Origin of the sequence: Dyella sp. SG609, from assembly GCF_012275375.1 — a bacterium.
Classification (GTDB): domain Bacteria; phylum Pseudomonadota; class Gammaproteobacteria; order Xanthomonadales; family Rhodanobacteraceae; genus Dyella_D; species Dyella_D marensis.
Genome location: NZ_JAAZQJ010000003.1, coordinates 1 through 19,425 on the forward strand (window position 1 = coordinate 1; position 19,425 = coordinate 19,425).

A 19,425-nucleotide genomic window follows, 5' to 3' on the forward strand; every position below is an offset into this window, starting at 1 on the left:
AAAGAGAAAGTGACCCGGGCGCCGGCAGGCGTCCGGAATGCCCGCTGCATAAGCGGCCAGTCCGCGGTAACGCAAAAACCAGGCGACACAGAAACCGGACCCCGGCCTACACCGGGATGACGAGCAAAGAGCGGGCGTCGGCAGCGCCCTCCGCATAAGCGGCCCAATCGCGATACCGCGACAACTAATGAAAATCCCTGGAGCGGGCATCCAGCTCCCCGAGCAACGGACTCAAGTCCACCAGCCTCCTGGCGATCAAGTGGCAAACGCCATCCACCGTCTCCCAGTGCCCCTCCACGCCAAGCAGCCGCGCCTCCAGATACGCCCGGTGCTGCCGCTCGGCAACCTGCCGCCACACCACCACATTCACCGGACCATGCTCATCCTCCAGCGTGATGAAAGTGACCCCGCTAGCCGTCTGCGGCTGCTGCCGCTGAGTAACCAGCCCGGCGATACGGGCTGGCATCTTGTGCTGCAGCCCGGTGAGCTGCTTCGAATCCAGAAAGCGCTGCGCGCGCAACCGCGTACGCAGAAGGCGCAGCGGATGCGGGCCGAGGCTGAGCCCGGTGTGGGCGTAATCCGCCAGCAGGTTCTCCGCCGCCGTCGGTGGCGGCAAGGCAACCGCTTCCTCCGCGGGGCTGCTGCGCCCGAACAGCGGCAGCTGCGCTTCCACGCCGCTGACGGCCCACTTCGCGCGATGGCGATGGCCGGCCAGTCCGCGCAGGGCGCCGGCATCGGCGAACAGGTCCTGGTGGCGGCGGTCCAGGCCGGCGCGCGTGCACAGGTCGACGATGTCGGCGAACGGTGACTGCGTGCGCGATTGCTCGACGCGTCGCGCCATGGCTTCGGAACAGCCGCGCACCTGGCGCAGGCCCAGGCGCAGGGCGAAGCCGCCCTTGCTGTGCGGGTCGCGTTCCAGCGTGCAGTCCCAGTCGCTGTAGCGCACGTCCACCGGCAGCACGGCGACTTTGTGGTGTTTTACGTCCTGCACGATCTGGCTGGCGCTGTAGAAGCCCATCGGTTGTGCGTTGAGCAGGGCGCAGGCGAACGCGGCGGGGTAGTGGCATTTCAGCCAGGCGCTGGCGTAGGCCAGCTTGGCGAAGCCGGCGGCGTGGCTTTCGGGGAAGCCGTAGCTGCCGAAGCCTTTGATCTGTTCGAAGATCTGCGCGGCGAACGCTTCGCTGTAGCCGCGCTCCTTCATGCCGCTGAACAACTGGTCGCGATGCTTCTCCATGCCGCCGTGGCGTTTCCATGCGGCCATGGCGCGGCGCAGTTCGTCCGCCTGGAGGCCGCTATAGCCGGCGGCCACCATGGCGATGCGCATCACCTGTTCCTGGAACAGCGGCACGCCCAGCGTGCGCTCGAGCACTTCCTGCAGCGCGTCCGAAGGATAGGAGACCTTTTCTTCGCCACGCCGCCGGCGCAGATACGGATGCACCATGTCGCCCTGGATCGGGCCGGGCCGGACGATCGCCACCTGGATCACCAGGTCGTAGTAATTCGCCGGTTTCAGCCGCGGCAGCATCGACATCTGCGCGCGGCTCTCGATCTGGAACACGCCGATGGTGTCGGCCTTCTGCACCATGGCGTAGGTCGGCTCGTCATCGATCGGGATCGACGCCAGCGTGTGCGACACCCCCTCATGCTGCTTCATCAGATCGAAGCACTTGCGCACGCAGGTGAGCATGCCCAGCGCCAGGCAATCCACCTTGAGCAGGTTCATCCGGTCCAGGTCGTCCTTGTCCCACTGGATGATCGTGCGATCCTGCATCGCCGCGTTTTCCACCGGCACCAGCTCCGACAGCGGCGCATCGGAGATCACGAAGCCGCCCACGTGCTGCGAGAGATGCCGCGGAAAGCCGCGCAGTTCTTCGGTCAACAAGAGCACCCGTTGCAGCAGCGGACTATCCGGATCCAGCCCCGCTTCCCGCAGATGCTCGTCCAGCGAGCCGCCGTTGCGCCACGCAAACACATCGCTCAGCGATGCCACCTGGTCGGTCGACAAGCCCAGCGCCTTGCCCACGTCGCGCGCCGCGCTGCGGCCGCGATAGCTGATCACCGTGGCGGCCAGCGCGGTGCGTTCGCGGCCGTACTTGCGATAGATGTACTGGATCACCTCCTCGCGCCGCTCGTGCTCGAAATCGATATCGATATCGGGTGGCTCGGGGCGGTTGTATTTGTGGTCCTTGCGGCTGGCCGACATGAAGCGTTCGGTCAGCAGCTGCGCCTCGTCCGGACTGACGCTGGTCACGCCCAGCGCGTAGCACACCACCGAATTGGCGGCCGAGCCGCGGCCCTGGCACAGGATGCCGATGCTGCGCGCGTAGCGGACGATATCTTCCACCGTAAGGAAGTAATGCTCGTAGTCCAGCTCGCGGATCAGCGCCAGTTCGATTTCGATCTGCTTGCGGTTCTTCTCGCTGACTCCATCGGGCCAGCGCCGCTGGATCCCTTCCTCGGTGAGCTTGCGCAGCCACGATGCCGCCGTATGCCCCTCCGGCACCAGCTCCGCCGGATAGCGGTACTGCAGCTGGTCCATGTTGAAGCTGCAGCGCTCCGCGATGCGCACCGTCTCGGCCAGCAGATGCGCCGGATAGATATCGGCCAGCGCATCGCGGGTGCGCAGATGCCGCTCTCCGTTCTTGAACAGCACCGCCCCGGCCTGCGCCACGGTAAGCCCGTGGCGGATCGCGGTAAGCGTGTCCTGCAGCGCCCGCCGCCCGCGCACATGCATATGCACGTCGCCCGCGGCGACCGCTGGAATGCCGAGTTCACCGGCCAGCGCTTCGAGCTGGCGCAAGCGGGCCGCGTCATCCGGGCCGCGATGCAGTTCCACCGCCAGCCACAAGCGGCCGGCGAAGCGTTCGGCCAGCCAGCGGCCATCGGCGGCATCCGGTTCGGCGCCCGGCAGCCATAGCGCCAGCGTGCCGGGCAGGCCGTCGGCGAGGTCGGCGCGGGTCAGGTGGTAGGTGCCCTTGGCCGAGGCGCGGCGGCCGCGCGTGATCAGGCGGCACAGCGAGGTATAGCCTTCGCGCGTTTCGCACAGCAGCACGAAACGCAATTCGTCATTCAATTTGAATTGAGAACCGACAATCAATGGCAGTTCGAATTCCAGCGATGCCTCGTACGCACGCACGATGCCGGCCAGCGAACATTCGTCGGTGATCGCCAGGGCGCGGTAGCCGCAGGCTTTGGCGCGTTCGAACAATTCGTCGGCACTGGACGCGCCGTGCTGGAACGTGAAGTTCGACAGGCAGTGCAGTTCCGCGTAGTCCGTCATGCGAACCACCCGTGCAGCATCCACGGCCCGTGTTCGCCGATCGGACAGAACACCCATGCGCGCTGCCCTTGCGCGGTTTCCACCACGTAGTAATCGCGGCGCAGGCCACCGCCGTCCCACCAGCCGGTCTCCAGCCGCTCGGGGCCGGCCAGGATGCGCGGCGGCGGGCCGCGCAGCGGGATCGGCGTGTCCAGCAGCCAGGTCGGGCGCGGCAGCGGCGTGGGCGTGCCGATGAATTGCGCCTGCATGTCGGCGGTCTGCGCGCGTTCCGGGCGCGGGTCGGTGCTGGCGCGCAGCTTGCCCACGGCCTGGTCGCCGAGCCGCGCGCGCAGGCGTTCGCGCAATTGCTCCGCCGGCAGCGCATGCAGCGGGCGGGTGTCGAACAGATCGCGCCCGGCCGGCACGAACGGCGGCAGCTCGTGCGCCACCAGCCGCATCGCCACCACCGGTTGCGGCAGCGTGGTGCGGTCCAGGCGGCCGCGTGCGTGTTCGAACAGCATGGCCGGTTCGCGTTCGGGCGCGAGCAGGCCGATCGAGACATCGGTGGAACTGCCGTCGCGATGGATCAGCCGCAGCATGAAGCGCTGCACGCCGCCGTCGCGTCCGGCCAGATACGCGCCGAGATCGCCGGTCAGCCGGCGCAGCGGAAACACCAGCGCTTCCACGTGCTCGATCTCGTGCGTCCATTCCATGCCCAAGTCCAGCCGGTCCGGCGGGCGATAGAACGGCAGCACTTCCTGTGTGGCGCCGGTGAGGTAATCCAGGTGTGCGGTCAGCTCGTCGCCGAAGCGCCGGCGCAGGCCGTCGCGCGGCGCGCGCAGCAGCTGGCCCAGCGTGCGCAGGCCCATGCCGGCCAGACTGTCGGCCGCCTGCCCGGGCAGGCGCGCCTTGCCCACCGGCACGGACAGCAGCGCGCTGTGCAGCGCATCCGGCGTGGTCACCGCCAGGCCGTCGTGCATGCCGGCCAGCACGTGGGCGCCGCGCGCGGTGGGCGCGAGGGCGATGTGGTGGCGGAAGCCCAGCTCGGTCAGGTCGTTGCGCAGCTGGCGTTCGAACTTCGGCCAGGGGCCGAACAGGCCCAGGCTCTTGCTGACTTCCAGCACGATCGCGCGCGGCCACAGCGCCACCTCGGCGCTGTAGCGGTAGGCCCAGGCGGCGAGCAGGCGGTGCCAGCGTTCGGTGGCCGCGGGGTCGTATTCCACCGCGTCGAAATGCGCCAGCAGCGCCTGTGCCGCGGCGAGCTTCTGTCCGGGGCGCAAGCCCGCCGCGCGTGCCGATGCATTGGCGGCATAGACGCTGCGCGCCTGCGCCGGGCCGGTGACCAGCACCAGCGGTTCGTCCGACGGCGGGCGGCGGCGCAGCACGCCGTCCAATGCGAGGTGCGGCAGCAGGATGCAGGCCCAGAGCATGGCGTCAGCGCCCGCTTTCGGCGGGGAAGGGAATCGCCATGGCCGGCGGTTGCCCGCCGCGGCATTTGCGGATGCGCAGCTGCCTTACCGGCGCGGTTTCCACTTCCAGCCGCAGTGCCGCGGGCGAAGCCTGCGGTGCGTGGCGGCGGTCGCGGAACAGGAAGCCGAGCGCGCGGCCGTGATCGGCGGCGACCTGCAGGCGGCGCAGCGCGCGGTCGTCAGCCTGCTGCGGCCAGGCCAGCACGGCGGCGCAGCTGCCGGAGCGCAGGCATTGCTCGGCGGCCCACAGCGCGTCGCGCGGCGTATCGGTGCGCACGATGTCCACGCGCGACATCGCCACGCCGCGGTTTTCCCAGCCGGCGACGCAAGGCGTGTAAGGCGGAGCGATCACCGCGATCACGCCATCGGCCTGCGTCAGCCGCGCCAAGGTAGGCAACACCAGTTGCAGCTCGCCCACGCCATCGGCGGGCAGCAGGATTTCGCTCAGCGAATGCTCCGGCCAGCCGCCGGCGGGCAGCGCGGCGTCCAGCTGCGCCCAGCCGGTGGGCTGGCTGCCGGGTTCCGCGGCGGGCGCGGCGCGGCCGTGCCAGACCTGGCGGCCGGCGAACAGCGCATCGAGGGCGACGACCTGGCCCATCGCCCGCTCAACGCAACTGGCGCAGGCAGCGGGTGACCACGCCCCACAGTTCCAGCGTTTCGCCTTCCTTGAACACGATGGGCTTGAAGTGCGCGTTTTCCGGCAGCAGGGCGATCTTGCCGTCGACCTGGCCCAGCCGCTTGATCGACAGCTCGCCGTTGACGATGGCCACCACGATGTCGCCCTGGCGCGGCTTGAGCGCGCGGTCCACCAGCACTTCGTCGCCGTCGAAGATGCCTGCGCCGATCATCGACCAGCCGGACACGCGCACGATGAAGGTGCTCGGTTCGTGTCCCGCGATGATCAGGTGCTGGTTGAGATCGACGACATCCGCGACGTCGTCGTCCGCCGCGCTGGGCAGGCCCGCCGGCACGCGGCTGCTGAAGGCGGTGATCGCCACCGTGGAAGGCAGCAGCGACAGCGGCCGCGGCGTATCCAGCGAGTTGCCCTGGCGGTAGGCATCCAGGTAGGCCAGCACGGTCGGCACCTGGCTTTCGGGAACGCGCAGGCGCTGGGTCGGTTCGCTGGAGGGGCGGCCGGCGCCGGGGCGGGAGCCACCGTGGGAGGGAGGAGACATGGCTGCGGCAGCTTGAATAGCGGGTCGGTAATCAAGATAGCACCAGCATCATCTCAGCGCTTGAGATACCTCGGGTTCGGCGATAAGAAATTTCTTTAAGTAAAAAATATTTGACATCAAGTTATCTTTGGCGGACATTGCGGCCACACCAAGAGGGGACACGCCCATGCTGCCGAGAGAACGCTTTGCCTGGATCTGGACCGCCGCGCTCATCGTGGTCGGCGCCGCCTATTTCATCGCGGTGGGAGTGCAGCAGCAGGCGCACGCCGAACTGAGCTTCCTGACCCGCATCGCCACCCTGGCGGCCGCCCTGGGTTCGCTCGGCGTGATCGCCGGCGGCGAACGGCTGTACGCCCGCCTGGGCGGCGGCGGCCACCGCTACGAGGCGCCGGACGAGCGCGAGCGCTTCATGGATGCCCGCTCGTCCACCTTCGCCTACTACGTGCTGATGGCCGGGATGCTGGTGGTCGGTTTCGTCATGCCGTTCAAGCACAGCGGCTGGGACATCGTGCACGGCGCCCTGCTGGCCGTGATCGCCGCCGAGGTCGTCCACCACGGTTCGCTGGCCCTGGCCTACCGCCGAGGCTGGCGTGTCTGAGAAGCGCCTGACCAACAACATCCGCACGCTGCGCTTCATGGCTGGCGAGATGACCCAGGCGGATCTGGGGCAGCGCGTCGGTTTGACCCGGCAGACCATTGCCGCGGTGGAGGCGGGGAAGTATTCGCCGACGCTGGAGACGGCGTTTCGGATTGCCGAGGTGTTTGGCAAGCCGTTGGATGAGGTGTTCCGGTGGGAAAGCTGACGGGGCAGGGGTGACGAACGGGGCAGGCTGTCGTTCGACGGCTTCGTTACGCTCGCCGGAATGTCGTCAACGTTTGGGATGAATTCCTTCTCCCTCCGGCGACCCGAAGGTAGTCCCGTGGGAGAGAAGGTGGCGGCAGCCGGATGAGGGTACGGGCGAAGCGCAACGCACCGTTCCGCCCGTACCCCAACCCTCACCCCTCTCCCGGTGTAAGAGGGGCTCCACGTCAGCCTTCGATATGAGGGGCGCCTTCGGGTTTCGTCGTGGCCTGAAAGCGCTGCGGCTGGATGACTTCGATGGCGGCGACGGACCGGCGCAGCCGACGCCGCGCATGGCGGAAGCGGTTGCGCCGACACCTTAGATTCGATGAGGAGTCGTGTCATGTTCAAGCATCTGCCATGGTCGTTTGCGTTTGCCGGCATGCTGTCGATCGCCGGTGCCTTGGCCGCGGAGGCCGGCCCGCAACCGCCGCCCGAGATGGCGGCGCTTTATCCCCGCGTCGGCACCTGGAAAGTGCTCATGCGCACCGGGCCGAGCGAAAGCCTGCCCAAGGGCGGCGTCGACAACGGCGTGATGGTGATGAAGAAGGGGCCAAGCGGTTTCTCCATCGTGCAGGAGTTCACCTCGCATGGCACCAGCGGCGACGTCGTGGGCCAGAGCTATGCGTGGTGGGATGCCAAGGCCAAGGCCTACAAGAGCGTGTGGTGCGACAACATGCAGGGTTGCGTCGACTTCGTCACCGTCGTCAAAGGCAACTCGTGGACGGTGGAACTCGATGGCGAGTCCAACGGCAAGAAAGTGCACACCACCATCCGCGCCACCATGAGCGCGGACCGCAACCGCATCGAAGAGGAAGTGGCCAATGCCTATGACGGCGGCCCGATGCATGTGGAAACCGTCAGTTACTACACGCGAATCCCCGATTCCGGCGCGGCCAGGGAAACCCACGCGCAATAGGCTTGTGCTACGAAGTCGCGCAGTGGAATAAGGATGGCGGCTCGATGGGCTGGTCGGCTTGCGCATGAACAAGGCTGCGAAAATCTCGCCCACCGGCAATGCCTGGGAGGTCGGCGCGATCTTTCTTCGCCTGGGGCTGACTTCGTTCGGCGGGCCGATCGCCCATCTGGGGTATTTCCGTCGCGAGTTCGTGCAGCGTCGCCGCTGGCTCGATGAGGAGCATTTCGCGCAGCTGCTGGCGCTGTGCCAGTTCCTGCCGGGGCCGGCGAGCAGCCAGCTTGGATTTTCCATCGGCCTGCTGCGCGCCGGCTGGGCGGGAGCGCTGGCGGCGTTCGTCGGGTTCACCTTGCCCTCGGCGTTGCTGCTGTTTGCGTTCGCCGAGTTCAGCGGGCAACTGGCGGGGCCGTGGGGACAGGCCGTGGTGCATGGCTTGAAGCTGGTGGCGGTGGCGGTCGTTGCGCAGGGCGTGCTCGGTATGGCGCGCAGCCTGTGTCCCGATCCGCCGCGCGCCTTGCTGGCGGTGCTTGCCGCGGCACTGATGCTCTTCAGCGCGTTGCCGGCGATGCAATGGCTGGTGGTGGCGGGCGGAGCAGCGCTTGGGCCGTTGATCTGCCGGCAGGTGGTTGCCCGGCAGGGCGAAACGTTTGCGTTGACGTACGGATCGCGCAGCGGCGCGGTGCTTCTGCTCGCGTACGGAGTGCTGCTGGTGGCGGCCTTGGTGTTGCCGCCGTTGCTGCCGCCGTTGGGACAGATGGCCGGCGCTTTCTATCGGACCGGTGCACTGGTGTTCGGCGGCGGCCACGTGGTGCTGCCGCTGCTCAAGCACGCCATCGTCGATCCCGGCTGGGTCAGCCCGGACACCTTCCTTACCGGCTATGGCGCCGCGCAGGCGGTGCCGGGGCCGATGTTCACGCTGTCGTCCTTCCTCGGTAAGCAGATGTATGGCGGGCAGGGTGGGGCGGCCGGCGCGCTGGTCGGCGTGCTGTCGATCTTTCTGCCGGGTTTGCTGGCGGTGTCCGGGACGCTGCCGTTCTGGCGGGCACTGGCCGCGCGCGACCGGGCGGCGCGCATGCTGGCCGGCGTCAATGCGGCGGTCGTCGGCCTGCTGGCGGCGGCGTTCTACGATCCCGTGTGGGTCAGTGCGGTGGCTGATGCGGGAGATTTTGCGATCGCCGCCGTAGGTTTCGTGGGCCTGGTAGCGGTGCGGTGGCCCGCGTGGGCCGTGGTGATCTGGTGCGTGGGCGCTTCGCTCGCGCGCCATGCGCTTGCCTGATGCCGGATCGCAGGGAGTCCGTTCCCCTGCATCGCGATCAGTCAATTCAAATGACTTGATCGGTGATGCGCACGTGCGCATCCGTGATGTGGAATCCGTACCTGGCGATATCGTCCAGGCATTCGCCCGAATCGATGCCCGGCATCGCGCGCTCGCGCTCCAGTTCCGCGGATTTCAGGGCATTCCATGGGGCGAATTTCGCGGGCAGGTTGGCGCCCGTCGCATCCGCCGTTACGCCGAACACGCGGCCGGGGCCGCGGAAAACATGGACTAGCATGAGGCTTGCTCCTGGCCTTGGTCATTCAATTTGATTTGATTTATCGATGCGCAGGCGAATCGGGCATGGCTACCATGGGTGCCGATATCGCGCCGTTCCTGCGGTTGGTGATATTGAATATACACGTGTATATGTAATTTACAAGCGACCCCCCATGACCACGCGTTCCTACTCCAGCCCCGTCCGTGCCGCCGCCGCCGCCGAAAAGCGCGAGCGCGTGCTGCAGGCCGCCATGCAATTTCTGCGTGAGTCGGACAGTGCCGCCAACTTTTCGCTGGAGATGGTGGCCAAGCTCGCGGGCGTGACGCGCCTGACCGTCTACAACCAGTTCGGCTCGCGCCGCGGGCTGATGGAAGCGGTCTTCGACGAAATCGCGCTGCGCGGGCAGATGGGCCGGCTGCGGCATGTGCGGGAACAGGCCGATCCGCGCGAAGGGCTCGACCAGCTGGTGCAGATCTGCTGCGAGTTCTGGAGCAGCGACCCCGCGCTGCGGCATATCTACGACGCCATGGCGCCGGACCAGGAATTCGCCCAGGCCTTGACCGCGCGCAACGAACGGCGCCGGCAGCTGATCGCAAGCCTGGTCGAAAAAGTGGCCGGCAAAGGCACGCGTGTGCAGCCGCGCCGCGATGCCGTCGATCTGATCTTCGCCCTTACCGGCTTTGCGATGTTCCGGCAGCTGGCGGAGGGCCGTTCGGCGAGCGAGGTCAGTGTTCTGATCCGAGTGGCCGCACATGCGGCGCTCGATCGGCTTGCCAAGTGATATCAGAAAACGGGATGGTGGAATTTCGCGTCGACCCGTTTCCGTCCGCCGATGAACTCGACGCGCTCTGGCTGCAAGCCTGGGGCAGCCACGCGTCCGGAGAATTTCCACGCATTCTCTCGCGCAGCCTCGCGCATATCGGGGCTTATGAAAGCGGGGAGCTGATCGGCTTCGTCAATGTGGCATGGGATGGCGGCATTCATGCCTTCATCCTGGATACTTGCGTGCATCCGCGATTGCGCAGGCAAGGCGTCGCCACGCGGCTGGTAAACGAAGCCACCGTGCTTGCCAGGGATCGGGGCGCCCATTGGCTGCACGTCGATTTCGAACCGCATCTTTCTTCGTTCTACCGAAGCTGCGGATTCAGGCCGACCGAGGCGGGTTTGATCAAGCTCCGGTAATCGTGGGATCGTGGGATCGTGGGATCGTTGGGCGGTTGGCTGGCGCTTGTGTCACAGGGGGAAGCATGCGGACTTGGTTTGTCGCTGCCATGTTGGCGGCTGCGGGAAGTGTTGGCGTTGCGGGTGAACTGCCAAGGGCTGGCGTTTCTGCGCCCTCTGCGGTGGCGTCCCCGTCGAACGCATCGGGCTTCGATGTCGCCGATATGGATCTTAAGGTCCGTCCGCAGGACGACTTCTACCGTTACGTCAACGGCGGCTGGCTCGATGCGGCGCAAATCCCGGCGGATGCGGAGCGCATTACGCCTTCTTCCGAACTCGATAAAGTCATCCGGCAGAGGCTGCGCCAGCTGGTCGAGGCCGTACCGGCTGACGCGAAAGGCGATCGGCAGAAAATAGCCTGGCTTTATCGGAGTTTCCTGGACGAGGCCGCGCTGGAAAAGCTGGGCGTGCGCCCCTTGGCTCAGGATCTGGAGCGCATCCGGCACGCGCGCACCGTCGGCGATATCTGCGCACTGATGGGGCAGCTCGGAAGCATCGGCGTCGATAGTCCATTCAGCAATTCCGTACTCAACGACGCGGACGATCCCGGCCAATATGCCTTGACGCTTTACCAGAGCGGCTTGGGCATGCCGAACCGCGACTATTACCTGGACGATACCGATCATTTCCGCGAAGTGCGCGCGGCCTACCGCAAGCACGTCGCCACCCTGCTGCGTATGGCGGGCGACGTCGACGCCGAAGCGGAAGCCACGCAGGTCGTTGCCCTGGAAACGCAGCTTGCCAAAGCCCAATGGCCTGCTTCGGAGCTTGGCGATCCGAGCAAGACCCACAACAAGGTGCGGCTGAAGGATCTCCCGCGCACGGCCCCTGGCATTGACTGGCCGGCCTATCTCAAAGCATCGCAAGCCACCGGCGGCATCGATTCGCTCATCCTCGCGCAGCCGGATTTCTTCGCCGCATTAGGCCGGATGCTGCAAGACACTCCGGCGCCGGTATGGCAGGCCTATCTGCGCTACCGCCTGCTGAGCGCCTATGCGCCTTTCCTCAGCCGCGCCTGGGTCGATGAAGGCTTTGCTTTCGAAAGCACCATGCTGCGGGGTATTCCGCAGAACACGTCGCGCTGGGAACGGGGCCTGGACCTGGTTGAAACATCGATGGGCGAAGGCCTGGGCCGGCTCTACGTCGAACGGTACTTTCCGCCGTCGTCCAAGCAGAAGTTGCAGGACATGGTGAAACACCTGGTGGAAGCCTTCCGCCAGGAGATCGATACGCAGGATTGGATGGCGCCATCCACCAAGCTGAAGGCGAAGGAAAAGCTCGCCAGGCTGCATGTCAAAATAGGTTATCCCGACCGCTGGCGCGACTACGGCAAGCTCGCCATCGAGCCTGGCGACCTGGTCGGCAATGTACGCCGGGCCAGGGCCTTCGAATATGCGCGCAATATGCACAAGCTCGGCCATCCGGTAGACAAGGGCGAGTGGTTTATTACGCCGCAGACGGTAGATGCGTATGAATTTCCGCCGCAGAACGAAGTGGTGTTCCCGGCCGGCCTGATGCAGCCGCCGTTCTTCGATCCCGAAGCAGACGATGCCGCCAACTACGGCGCCATCGGCGGCACCCTCGGGCATGAAATCAGCCATGGCTTCGATGACGGCGGCAGCCAATACGATGCCGATGGCCGGCTGCTCGGCAAGCCGGGCTGGTTTACCGAGAAGGACCGCGAGGCATTCGACCGGCGTGCACAGGCATTCGTCGCGCAATACGACGGTGTCGAGGCTGTGCCGGGCCATCGGGTCAACGGCGCCCTTACGCTGAGCGAAAACGTTGCGGATAACACCGGGATCGCCATGGCCTACCAGGCTTATCGACTTTCACTGGATGGCAAGCCGGCTCCCGTGATCGATGGCCTGACCGGCGACCAGCGGTTCTTTATGGCATGGACCAGGAAATGGCGGGCCAAGGTGCGCGACAGCGAAACGCTGCGCCTGCTGAAAAGCAACGAGCATGCGCCGCGCACGGTGCGCGGCATCGTGCCGGTAAGGAACCAGGACGCGTTCTACCGGGCCTTCGACATCAAGCCCGGGGACGCGATGTACCTGGCCCCGGCGGACCGGGTCAGGATCTGGTAATGGCGGGGGATTATCCCGCCGCTTAAGGCCGCCCCGGTGCAAGGCCGGGGTGGCAGGCCCGCCGCAGCGGACAGTGCGCTAAGGTACGCGCGTGGACACCAAGCCAAGGGGCCCGGGGGCATTTGGACTTGACGTCGCGTTCAACATATCGATGCGCCTTTGGGGGGAGTTCGAATGATTCGCAGGTCTGCGGTGGCGATGCTGGTCGCCTTGTCTTGTGGCGTGCCGGGGATTCATGCGGAAAAGGCGCTTGCTCCGGTGGAGGCGCGGGTGCCGTTTGCGCCAGAAGGGTTTACCGGGACGGATGGCGCGGTCCATCTGGCTTACGAACTGCATATCACCAATTTCTATGGCGATACCGGTGCGCTGAAACCGAAAGGCTTGCAGGTCTTCGGCGATGACGCGAAGACGCCGTTGCTGGTGCTCGACAAAAACCAGCTATCCCAGTTTGTCCGGCCTTCGCCCGCCGAGCATGCGCCGGTGTCGATCGCGCCCGGAAAGCGTGCCGTCGTCTTCGTATGGATCACGCTGCCCGCCGGCGCGGCTTTACCGCACACGCTGCGCCACCATATCGAATTCGATACCGAGAAAAAGACCGTCACCACGCTCGATGGCGCGACGGTGAAGGTCGACAGCCAGAAGCCGATGACGCTGGGGCCGCCTCTGCGTGGCGGACGGTGGCTGGCGCACGAAGGGCCCGGCAATGCGCATTCGCATCACTGGGGCAGCCTGGTGGCGGTGAATGGCGACCTGACGATTCCGCAGCGCTATGCACTGGACCTGGTTGGCGTCGACGACGCGGGCCACGCGATGCGGCCGGGCGTCAAGGACATGCAGAAGACCACGTATGCGGATTGGATCGGTTATGGCGCGGAGGTGATCGCCGTGGCCGATGGCGTGGTGCGCGATACCCGCGACGGCGAGCAGGAACACAAACCGCTGAGCCCGCAGCCCGAGCCGTCGTCGCTGACCGCGGATGGCCTGTTCGGCAATTACGTGGTGCTGGAACTTCAGCCTGGCGTATTCGCCACTTATGCCCATTTGAAGAAGGGCAGCGTCAAGGTCAAGCCGGGCGACCGCGTCCATCGCGGACAGTCGCTCGGGCAGCTTGGCCAGTCCGGCAATTCGGCCGCGCCGCATCTGCATTTCCAGTTGTCGACGGCGGTGGCCTTCGAAGGATCGGAAGGGCTGCCTTACGTATTCGAGAGCTTCGATTATCTCGGGCCGGAATCGGAGGCGCAGTTGTTCGGGCAGGGCGAGGCGTGGAAGGAGTCGGCGGTGGGGCAGCGCAAGTTGCAGATGCCGTTGAATGATGTGGTGGTGCGGTTTGCGAATCCGTAGCCATTCGTTCGCCTTCAGTCCGGGCGGGCACAACCTGATCACAAGGAAGGGAGGTGGCTTATGCGCTGGGCAAAAATCATCGGCCTGCTGGTTGCAGGAGCGATTGTCGGCGGCCTGCTGACGGGCTTCGCGGTATTTGAATACATGAAGCAAATAGGCGTGGATTGGAATCAATGGGCAGCTTCGGAGCGTGACGAATCGAAAGTTGCCGATGCCATGATGACTTTGGGTTCGCTCAAAAGTCTTCGCGCCGAAGATGTGGACGGTGCTGAAAAAGGCCTGGAGTCGCGGCTGAACAGCCATATTTATGAGCTGGCCTTGATGAAGAGGACAGGCCACGATCCGAAGGGCGATACATCCAAGGCGCTATCAGCGATCGCGAAGTACCGGGAAACGTATCGCTGGACCAGCGGCAATCCGGAAGTGGACAAATTGACCACGAATGCTCTGAGCGAAGCGATCAGCGGCTCGCCGAAGGATCACTGACCTCAATGCCATCGGATATGTCTGTAAATTGCTCCTTGTGCGCACAACACGAGCGTGCGCCTACAGACAACCCAAAATCCATTTGATAGCGTGGCAGGCGTTGCTCGCGGTGTGTTTTAGGGCGCGTCGCGAGCAACCATGGCAGCAATGCTGTGAGAAGCGCGGGCCAAGGGTGCAGCAACACCCCTGACCCGCTGACCATCACCAACTAAACAGGAGTTGATCATGGCTGTGCCAGATCATACGTCACTTGTCCGCTCGCCGATCCCCAGGGCGACACATCCGCCGGCTAACCGGGCTGTCCGCCGTCTTTGCGGACACGGTTGAAGAACCGCGGTCTAAGAGTTTTCGCAGGTAATAATTCCTAGCCGTGAAACCCGGCGCGTTGCCTCGTGCAACGGCGAAAGCGACTGAAGCCGCAACCCACTTCATCAATCAAGCCGCCCGGCGCCTGTGTTCCAGGTGGTCGGTAAACCTCGAGTCCGTGTGGTCGCGGCACGTCGTGCTGTCTGGCGGCGTGCCGTTCTCGGGACGAGGGCGGCGTAGAGCAAGGAGTTGCTTATGGACGTTTATGGCGAGGCGTGGCTGAGCCGCCACGTGGACTATTTTTCGGATCCGGAGGCGGGGCCGGATGCGTTGTTGAACGATGCGACGGAGTGGCTGCATTTCGCGCATAACGCGATTCGATTGCTGGCGGAACTGGCTGACGAACACGGCAGCGTGAATGCGCAGCGCTTGCCGGTGATGCTGGAAAGCATCGCAACGTTTATCGAAATGGGCACGCGCTGCGCGACGCAGGCGCATTTGCGGATGCAGTGGCTGCAAGTGAAGGAGGTGGTGTCGGAGCGTCCAAGCCCGGCATCCTGATCAACCCCACCTACACCCTTACCGTCATCCCGGCGCAGGCCGGGATCCAGTAACGTCACGGTTCGATGGTCGCGAAGGACTCCAAGAGCAAAGTCTTTGGATGCATTCGCCCGACTGCGGCGCCTCGCTACTGGATCCCGGCCTGCGCCGGGATGACGAGCAGGGGGTGCATCGCTGTGCCCTGCCTCGCGTGCTCTGGGAGGGGCGATGAGTGCAGTCCCATTTGCTGGGTTCTCATGGTAGAAGGCTATCGGCTCAAGGGCTTTCGCTGACGGCGTAGCCCTTTCAAGGAAAGGCTCTGGCGATAGGGAATCTATGGAGTACCGTCATTCAAAATGGCTCTCCCGGGAAATTCTGGGTTTCGCCGCGCTGCCTGCCGGTTTCCTTATCGCAGCGTTCGAGCCGTCTCTATGTTCAAGCGCCAGTGCGCAAATCTCATTGGGTGTAGTTGGGGCGTCCCTGCTCGTACTGCTGATCTGCGGCTATCTATACGTCAGCCGCTATCGCATCAAACTCGCCCCGGACGGCATATCCATTACCGGCCTGTCCCGTACTCGATCCATACCATTCAGCACGATCGTTCATGTGGTCACCATAAAGGCTCCAAGAAGCGGAACGGATTCATGGCTGCTGGACAAGGACGACACCATCATCGCGAAGATCGATGGAGGCCTGCTCGGATTCGACGAGCTGATGGCAAGTCTCGGTGAGCGACTGAGTCCATATCAGGTCATCCTGTATCGCCGCACATATGGGATGTGGGAGATGCAGGTGGCCGGTGACAAGAAGTGGGTGCCGAGCGAATGTCCGCGCTCGGTGGCCAAGGCAGTCGCTAGGCAATCCGTGATCTTGATCGTCGGACTGATTTTGCTGACCGCATCGGCGCTACTTGCGCATTGGGTGTCGGCACCGCACTAGTCAAACATCGGGACGGGCGTCCGCATTCGATCCGGCGCGGACGCCCGCCGCAGCTTCTTACTTCACCGGCTTGCCGTCGATAAAGTTATGAACCGCCGAAACCGTGGTCTGCGTAGCTTCTTCCATTAACCAATGCCCCGCACCGGGAACCACCAGCTCAGTGACATTAGTCGCGGCATTACGCATCACCACCGCCTCATTCGACCCAAACGACTTCTCGCCGCCCACCGCCAGCACCGGCATGGTGAGCTTGGTTGCCATCGCGGCCTTGTTGTCCTCGGCATCCTTGCGAATGGCGCGGAACTGCAGAAAGGCGTCGTGCATGGCGCCAGGTCTGGCATAGAGCTCCGCGTAATGCTGCCGCGTCGCCTCGTCGATCTTCGACGGCGTGCCGGCAAACTCATTCCAGAATCGGTCCAGGTAAATGCGTTCACGGCCGGCCACCAGGCGCTCCATATCCGGTCCGCCAAAATCGAAATGCCACAGGGCCGGCCAGCGCACGATCTGGTCCCACGGCGGGATGCCGGGAACGGGGGCATCCATCACCACCAGCCGGTCCGTCTTGTCCGGATAACGGGCGGCGTAGGCATACGCCACCATGGTGCCGATGTCATGGCCTACCACGGCGGCATGGTCGATACCCAGCTTGGCCAGCACGCCGCGGACGTCGGCGGCCTGCGATCGTTTGTCATAACCCTCTTCCGGGTGCGACGACAGACCCATGCCGCGCAGATCCGGCACAACGACGGTGTGGTTGCGCATCAGGTCCGTCGCCAGCGGCACCCACATATCGCCGGTGTCGCCAAAACCGTGCAGCAACACGACAGCAGGGCCTTTGCCGCCGACGCGCACATGGATGGTGGCGCCGTTGGTCTCGATATCCTGCACACGAAACGACGAGGGAAATGGTTGAACGCTGGCGGCGGCTGGAACACTCGATGCGGCCAGCAGGCACGCGATCAGGAAGCGGCGAATCATGGCTGGACTCCCAAGGCAGTGAATGACTGATGGATGGTTTCCCGGCACTGGACGCTGCGGCTTGCCTGCCTCGTCCAGCAGCTAGTTCAGGGTGGGCCGACACGTACATATGATCGCTGGCGCCACCGTCCCGCTCCCGGCCGCAGATCGCTATGTCGTGGCTTCGGTAGTGTGGCAGGTAGTGTCCGCGACTGCCCTTGGGAACAGCTTGCGCCGGGCCAGGTCCTGAGACGTGCTACGGGCACGGCGGACTCGTTCGATCAGGTCGAACGAGTCGCCCGGCCTTTAAAGGAGCAAGCCACGCCCGCTGGTGACTTCCAGCATGTGTGGAGCGGCCGGATCGAGCCTAGCCTACGAAGCTTGCCGTTCCGCGGATCCGCTATGAAGACATGGAGTCGGTGGTGCCTTTCGCTGGCCGGAATGCTTTGCGCCATGCCCCTGCTGGCGCAATCGGCGTCCTTCCAGTTTCTTGGAAAGCCGGGCGCATATCTGGTGGGATTGAAAGTGGTCGAGCAGTACGACCGCTCGCGCAGCTTTCCTGCGACCCTTTTGCTCAGCGACCAACTCGATGCTGGAGTGCCTTGGAATGAATGACCGTGGCGCACGGCTGTCGGCCGCGACCTCACCCGTGGGGTGGTACGTGGGATCGTATCTCCTGCGTTTTATCGAACTCGAAGCGGCAGGCAACGACGATCCCGATGCCGATTTTCTGGTCTGGGAAAATACGGTCATCGTTGAAGCCGGAGATCTCGATGAGGCTTTCCGAAAGATAGAGGCCATCGGGCTGCAACATACCGAACCCTATAAAGGTGGCCATGACGGCGTTCCCGTGCGATGGGTCTTCGAAGGCATTACCGAACTCCTGCCTGTTTACGAGCGGCTTCAGGACGGCGCGGAGATCATGTGGGCGGAGAGGGAGTCGGTCAAACTCAGCGCGCTTCGTGCTCAGTCGATGTCGCTGGAGGAAATTCGGGCGCGGTTCCGGCGCGGAGAAGCCCAGGAATAGCGGTGGGCCTGGGCCGCGGAAGCCCCATCGATAACCTGCTTTGCCACGCGAGGATGCCATGGCTTCTTGGGAACTGCTTCTGTGGGTCATCTTCGCCATCGTAATGGCGGGCGTCACTGTCTTTGGTGTAGGCGTCATCGCCTATATCCGTCGCGAAAACAGTTCCTACCTGGCCGAGCAGAAACTCTGGCTTTCGCTCGTCCATACGGGCCAGCCGGCGGATGGCGTGATCCGCAGCCTCCGCCTTCACTCCGATAACCTCAGTCGTGGCGGATCGCACGGGCAGTCCATGTGCGCCGTGGTTCTTGAGGTTGATTACACGGATGCCTCCGGTGCCCGGCGGACCGCGGCCATCCGCACCTATATCGAAGAAACCCTTCTGGCGGTATTCCAGGAGCCGCTCAAGGTCATTCACCTGCTTTATGACCCTGCCCATCCAGCTTCGGTCGTGATCGACCGGGGGCGTTCGCCGCTGGAGCTTGCCCGCGGCTCCTGAAAGCCGGCGCCGGTTGTCGGCGCTCAAGTTCCAGCGAGAAAGCGGGTGCTGGGAGATTTTCTAACCGAACCAGCAGGCTGGCATGTCTTCAAGACATCAAAACCGATCGGTGCTGGCCAGATAACGCCACTGTCCCGGTTGCAGCCGGGACATGGGTATACGGCCGATGCGGAAGCGCTTCATCGCCAATACTTTCAAACCGACGGCCTGGCACATGCGCTCGATCCTGTCGGGTCCGATCCGCTTCAAGGCAAAGCGCAGATGGGTTTCGTTCTGCCAGCTCACCTTGATGGGCGGCAGCGCGTAATGGTCGAAGCTGAGTCCGTGGTTGAGCAGGGCAAGGCCGTTCGGCGCCAGCTTGCCTGACACTTCGACCACGATTTCCTGTTCGATGCGGTCGAAGTCTTCCTCCAGGCGACGCTTCACCCGCCAGTCCTGCGTGAATACCAGCAGGCCGCAGGCCTGGTCCGGCAAGGAGAGCGGGCATTCCAGGCGCGCGAAATGGCGCTTCAGCATGCGGACGCCGGAAGCGTCGTCGGGCGAGTGGCTTTCCTCGCGAATCAGCGCACGGGCTTCCTCTATCGTTGCGCCAGCGGGTTTATGGAGAGCCACGGTTATGGGTTCGGCGGGTTCGAGCTGAGCGTTGGGATCGATCTCGATGTGCTGTTCCAGCACCTTGAACTGCGGCTCCTCCACCGTCACGCCATCCACGCGCACCCAGCCGCCCTCGATATACATTTCCGCCTCGCGCCGCGAGCATTGGGCCAGGGCGGCGACACGTTTGGCGAGGCGTACGGGTTCGGTCATCGGATTTGCCTGTGGGTAAT

Annotated in this window: 21 protein-coding genes; 14 read left to right on the forward strand and 7 right to left on the reverse strand. The window is 64.7% G+C overall.

Annotation, left to right across the window (positions count from 1 at the left end; translation table 11 throughout):
* Positions 1 to 184: 184 nt before the first annotated feature.
* From FHW85_RS06285 to umuD, 4 genes are read right to left on the reverse strand one after another with little or no spacing between them, the layout of a single operon-like run.
* Positions 185 to 3,280: an error-prone DNA polymerase gene (locus FHW85_RS06285; RefSeq protein ID WP_168647720.1), complete on the reverse strand. Its 3,096-nt coding sequence runs from the start codon at positions 3,278 to 3,280 to the stop codon at positions 185 to 187.
* Positions 3,277 to 4,689 (reverse strand): DNA polymerase Y family protein, encoded by a 1,413-nt coding sequence (locus FHW85_RS06290; RefSeq protein ID WP_167257206.1) that lies wholly within the window; start codon positions 4,687 to 4,689, stop codon positions 3,277 to 3,279. The genes FHW85_RS06285 and FHW85_RS06290 overlap by 4 nt, the downstream gene beginning before the upstream one ends.
* Before the next feature lie 4 nt (positions 4,690 to 4,693).
* A complete protein-coding gene (imuA, locus tag FHW85_RS06295) occupies positions 4,694 to 5,326 on the reverse strand; it encodes a translesion DNA synthesis-associated protein ImuA (RefSeq protein ID WP_168647721.1) in 633 nt (210 codons plus the stop codon).
* A 7-nt stretch (positions 5,327 to 5,333) separates the two neighbouring features.
* Positions 5,334 to 5,903 carry a translesion error-prone DNA polymerase V autoproteolytic subunit gene (umuD, locus tag FHW85_RS06300; RefSeq protein ID WP_168647722.1) on the reverse strand — a complete coding sequence of 190 codons (570 nt, stop codon included), beginning with the start codon at positions 5,901 to 5,903 and terminating at the stop codon, positions 5,334 to 5,336.
* 166 nt (positions 5,904 to 6,069) lie between these two features.
* Here umuD and FHW85_RS06305 point away from each other — a divergent pair, with 166 nt between their 5' ends.
* From FHW85_RS06305 to chrA, 4 genes are all read left to right on the forward strand, one after another.
* Positions 6,070 to 6,501, forward strand: a complete 432-nt coding sequence (locus FHW85_RS06305; RefSeq protein WP_168647723.1) for a hypothetical protein — start codon at positions 6,070 to 6,072, stop codon at positions 6,499 to 6,501.
* Positions 6,494 to 6,706 (forward strand): helix-turn-helix transcriptional regulator, encoded by a 213-nt coding sequence (locus FHW85_RS06310; RefSeq protein ID WP_167257202.1) that lies wholly within the window; start codon positions 6,494 to 6,496, stop codon positions 6,704 to 6,706. The genes FHW85_RS06305 and FHW85_RS06310 overlap by 8 nt, the downstream gene beginning before the upstream one ends.
* A 381-nt stretch (positions 6,707 to 7,087) precedes the next feature.
* Positions 7,088 to 7,663: a hypothetical protein gene (locus tag FHW85_RS06315; protein WP_168647724.1), complete on the forward strand. Its 576-nt coding sequence runs from the start codon at positions 7,088 to 7,090 to the stop codon at positions 7,661 to 7,663.
* Positions 7,664 to 7,727: 64 nt separating this feature from the next.
* Positions 7,728 to 8,936: a chromate efflux transporter gene (gene chrA, locus FHW85_RS06320; protein ID WP_168647725.1), complete on the forward strand. Its 1,209-nt coding sequence runs from the start codon at positions 7,728 to 7,730 to the stop codon at positions 8,934 to 8,936.
* A gap of 46 nt (positions 8,937 to 8,982) precedes the next feature.
* Here chrA and FHW85_RS06325 read toward each other — a convergent pair whose 3' ends face one another.
* The gene (locus tag FHW85_RS06325) at positions 8,983 to 9,213 is read right to left on the reverse strand and encodes a hypothetical protein (RefSeq protein ID WP_167257199.1); all 231 of its coding nucleotides are present in this window, start codon (positions 9,211 to 9,213) and stop codon (positions 8,983 to 8,985) included.
* A gap of 217 nt (positions 9,214 to 9,430) precedes the next feature.
* On the opposite strand from FHW85_RS06325, the gene FHW85_RS06330 reads away from it, so the two are divergent.
* The 7 genes from FHW85_RS06330 (at position 9,431) to FHW85_RS06360 (ending at position 16,118) form a co-directional block, all read left to right on the forward strand.
* Complete coding sequence (locus FHW85_RS06330) at positions 9,431 to 9,976, forward strand: TetR/AcrR family transcriptional regulator (protein ID WP_208399837.1); 546 nt, start codon at positions 9,431 to 9,433, stop codon at positions 9,974 to 9,976.
* A gap of 14 nt (positions 9,977 to 9,990) precedes the next feature.
* Complete coding sequence (locus tag FHW85_RS06335) at positions 9,991 to 10,377, forward strand: GNAT family N-acetyltransferase (RefSeq protein ID WP_168647726.1); 387 nt, start codon at positions 9,991 to 9,993, stop codon at positions 10,375 to 10,377.
* Between the two features lie 203 nt (positions 10,378 to 10,580).
* Positions 10,581 to 12,506: a M13 family metallopeptidase gene (locus FHW85_RS06340; protein WP_168647727.1), complete on the forward strand. Its 1,926-nt coding sequence runs from the start codon at positions 10,581 to 10,583 to the stop codon at positions 12,504 to 12,506.
* 198 nt (positions 12,507 to 12,704) lie between these two features.
* Positions 12,705 to 13,847 carry a M23 family metallopeptidase gene (locus FHW85_RS22475; RefSeq protein WP_282597527.1) on the forward strand — a complete coding sequence of 381 codons (1,143 nt, stop codon included), beginning with the start codon at positions 12,705 to 12,707 and terminating at the stop codon, positions 13,845 to 13,847.
* Positions 13,848 to 13,907: 60 nt separating this feature from the next.
* Positions 13,908 to 14,333: a hypothetical protein gene (locus FHW85_RS06350; RefSeq protein ID WP_168647729.1), complete on the forward strand. Its 426-nt coding sequence runs from the start codon at positions 13,908 to 13,910 to the stop codon at positions 14,331 to 14,333.
* A gap of 561 nt (positions 14,334 to 14,894) precedes the next feature.
* Positions 14,895 to 15,200, forward strand: a complete 306-nt coding sequence (locus FHW85_RS06355) for a hypothetical protein (RefSeq protein ID WP_167257194.1) — start codon at positions 14,895 to 14,897, stop codon at positions 15,198 to 15,200.
* Positions 15,201 to 15,515: 315 nt separating this feature from the next.
* A complete protein-coding gene (locus FHW85_RS06360; RefSeq protein WP_168647730.1) occupies positions 15,516 to 16,118 on the forward strand; it encodes a hypothetical protein in 603 nt (200 codons plus the stop codon).
* A 57-nt stretch (positions 16,119 to 16,175) separates the two neighbouring features.
* Here FHW85_RS06360 and FHW85_RS06365 read toward each other — a convergent pair whose 3' ends face one another.
* Positions 16,176 to 17,096, reverse strand: a complete 921-nt coding sequence (locus FHW85_RS06365; RefSeq protein WP_167257192.1) for an alpha/beta hydrolase — start codon at positions 17,094 to 17,096, stop codon at positions 16,176 to 16,178.
* Between the two features lie 432 nt (positions 17,097 to 17,528).
* Between FHW85_RS06365 and FHW85_RS06370 the strand changes: the two genes are divergently transcribed.
* Genes FHW85_RS06370 through FHW85_RS06380 form a run of 3 tightly spaced genes read left to right on the forward strand, consistent with a single transcriptional unit; the run spans position 17,529 to position 18,598 of the window.
* Entirely contained in the window at positions 17,529 to 17,690 is a 162-nt protein-coding gene (locus FHW85_RS06370; protein ID WP_168647731.1) for a hypothetical protein, read from the forward strand.
* Entirely contained in the window at positions 17,683 to 18,102 is a 420-nt protein-coding gene (locus FHW85_RS06375; protein WP_168647732.1) for a DUF4288 domain-containing protein, read from the forward strand. Before FHW85_RS06370 ends, FHW85_RS06375 begins: the two co-directional genes overlap by 8 nt.
* A 58-nt stretch (positions 18,103 to 18,160) precedes the next feature.
* Positions 18,161 to 18,598 (forward strand): hypothetical protein, encoded by a 438-nt coding sequence (locus FHW85_RS06380; protein WP_168647733.1) that lies wholly within the window; start codon positions 18,161 to 18,163, stop codon positions 18,596 to 18,598.
* Between the two features lie 96 nt (positions 18,599 to 18,694).
* On the opposite strand, the gene FHW85_RS06385 is transcribed toward FHW85_RS06380, so the two are convergent.
* Positions 18,695 to 19,405: an rRNA pseudouridine synthase gene (locus tag FHW85_RS06385; protein ID WP_168647734.1), complete on the reverse strand. Its 711-nt coding sequence runs from the start codon at positions 19,403 to 19,405 to the stop codon at positions 18,695 to 18,697.
* Positions 19,406 to 19,425 lie beyond the last annotated feature (20 nt).

Excerpts from the sequence above, each read along its gene's own strand:
- FHW85_RS06285 (WP_168647720.1), bottom strand. The coding sequence starts at position 3,280 with ATGACGGACTACGCGGAACTGCACTGCCTGTCGAACTTCACGTTCCAG.
- FHW85_RS06290 (WP_167257206.1), bottom strand. The coding sequence starts at position 4,689 with ATGCTCTGGGCCTGCATCCTGCTGCCGCACCTCGCATTGGACGGCGTG.
- imuA (WP_168647721.1), bottom strand. The coding sequence starts at position 5,326 with ATGGGCCAGGTCGTCGCCCTCGATGCGCTGTTCGCCGGCCGCCAGGTC.
- umuD (WP_168647722.1), bottom strand. The coding sequence starts at position 5,903 with ATGTCTCCTCCCTCCCACGGTGGCTCCCGCCCCGGCGCCGGCCGCCCC.
- FHW85_RS06305 (WP_168647723.1), top strand. The coding sequence starts at position 6,070 with ATGCTGCCGAGAGAACGCTTTGCCTGGATCTGGACCGCCGCGCTCATC.
- FHW85_RS06315 (WP_168647724.1), top strand. The coding sequence starts at position 7,088 with ATGTTCAAGCATCTGCCATGGTCGTTTGCGTTTGCCGGCATGCTGTCG.
- chrA (WP_168647725.1), top strand. The coding sequence starts at position 7,728 with ATGAACAAGGCTGCGAAAATCTCGCCCACCGGCAATGCCTGGGAGGTC.
- FHW85_RS06325 (WP_167257199.1), bottom strand. The coding sequence starts at position 9,213 with ATGCTAGTCCATGTTTTCCGCGGCCCCGGCCGCGTGTTCGGCGTAACG.
- FHW85_RS06335 (WP_168647726.1), top strand. The coding sequence starts at position 9,991 with ATGGTGGAATTTCGCGTCGACCCGTTTCCGTCCGCCGATGAACTCGAC.
- FHW85_RS06340 (WP_168647727.1), top strand. The coding sequence starts at position 10,581 with ATGGATCTTAAGGTCCGTCCGCAGGACGACTTCTACCGTTACGTCAAC.
- FHW85_RS22475 (WP_282597527.1), top strand. The coding sequence starts at position 12,705 with ATGCTGGTCGCCTTGTCTTGTGGCGTGCCGGGGATTCATGCGGAAAAG.
- FHW85_RS06350 (WP_168647729.1), top strand. The coding sequence starts at position 13,908 with ATGCGCTGGGCAAAAATCATCGGCCTGCTGGTTGCAGGAGCGATTGTC.
- FHW85_RS06355 (WP_167257194.1), top strand. The coding sequence starts at position 14,895 with ATGGACGTTTATGGCGAGGCGTGGCTGAGCCGCCACGTGGACTATTTT.
- FHW85_RS06360 (WP_168647730.1), top strand. The coding sequence starts at position 15,516 with ATGGAGTACCGTCATTCAAAATGGCTCTCCCGGGAAATTCTGGGTTTC.
- FHW85_RS06365 (WP_167257192.1), bottom strand. The coding sequence starts at position 17,096 with ATGATTCGCCGCTTCCTGATCGCGTGCCTGCTGGCCGCATCGAGTGTT.
- FHW85_RS06370 (WP_168647731.1), top strand. The coding sequence starts at position 17,529 with ATGCCCCTGCTGGCGCAATCGGCGTCCTTCCAGTTTCTTGGAAAGCCG.
- FHW85_RS06375 (WP_168647732.1), top strand. The coding sequence starts at position 17,683 with ATGAATGACCGTGGCGCACGGCTGTCGGCCGCGACCTCACCCGTGGGG.
- FHW85_RS06380 (WP_168647733.1), top strand. The coding sequence starts at position 18,161 with ATGGCTTCTTGGGAACTGCTTCTGTGGGTCATCTTCGCCATCGTAATG.
- FHW85_RS06385 (WP_168647734.1), bottom strand. The coding sequence starts at position 19,405 with ATGACCGAACCCGTACGCCTCGCCAAACGTGTCGCCGCCCTGGCCCAA.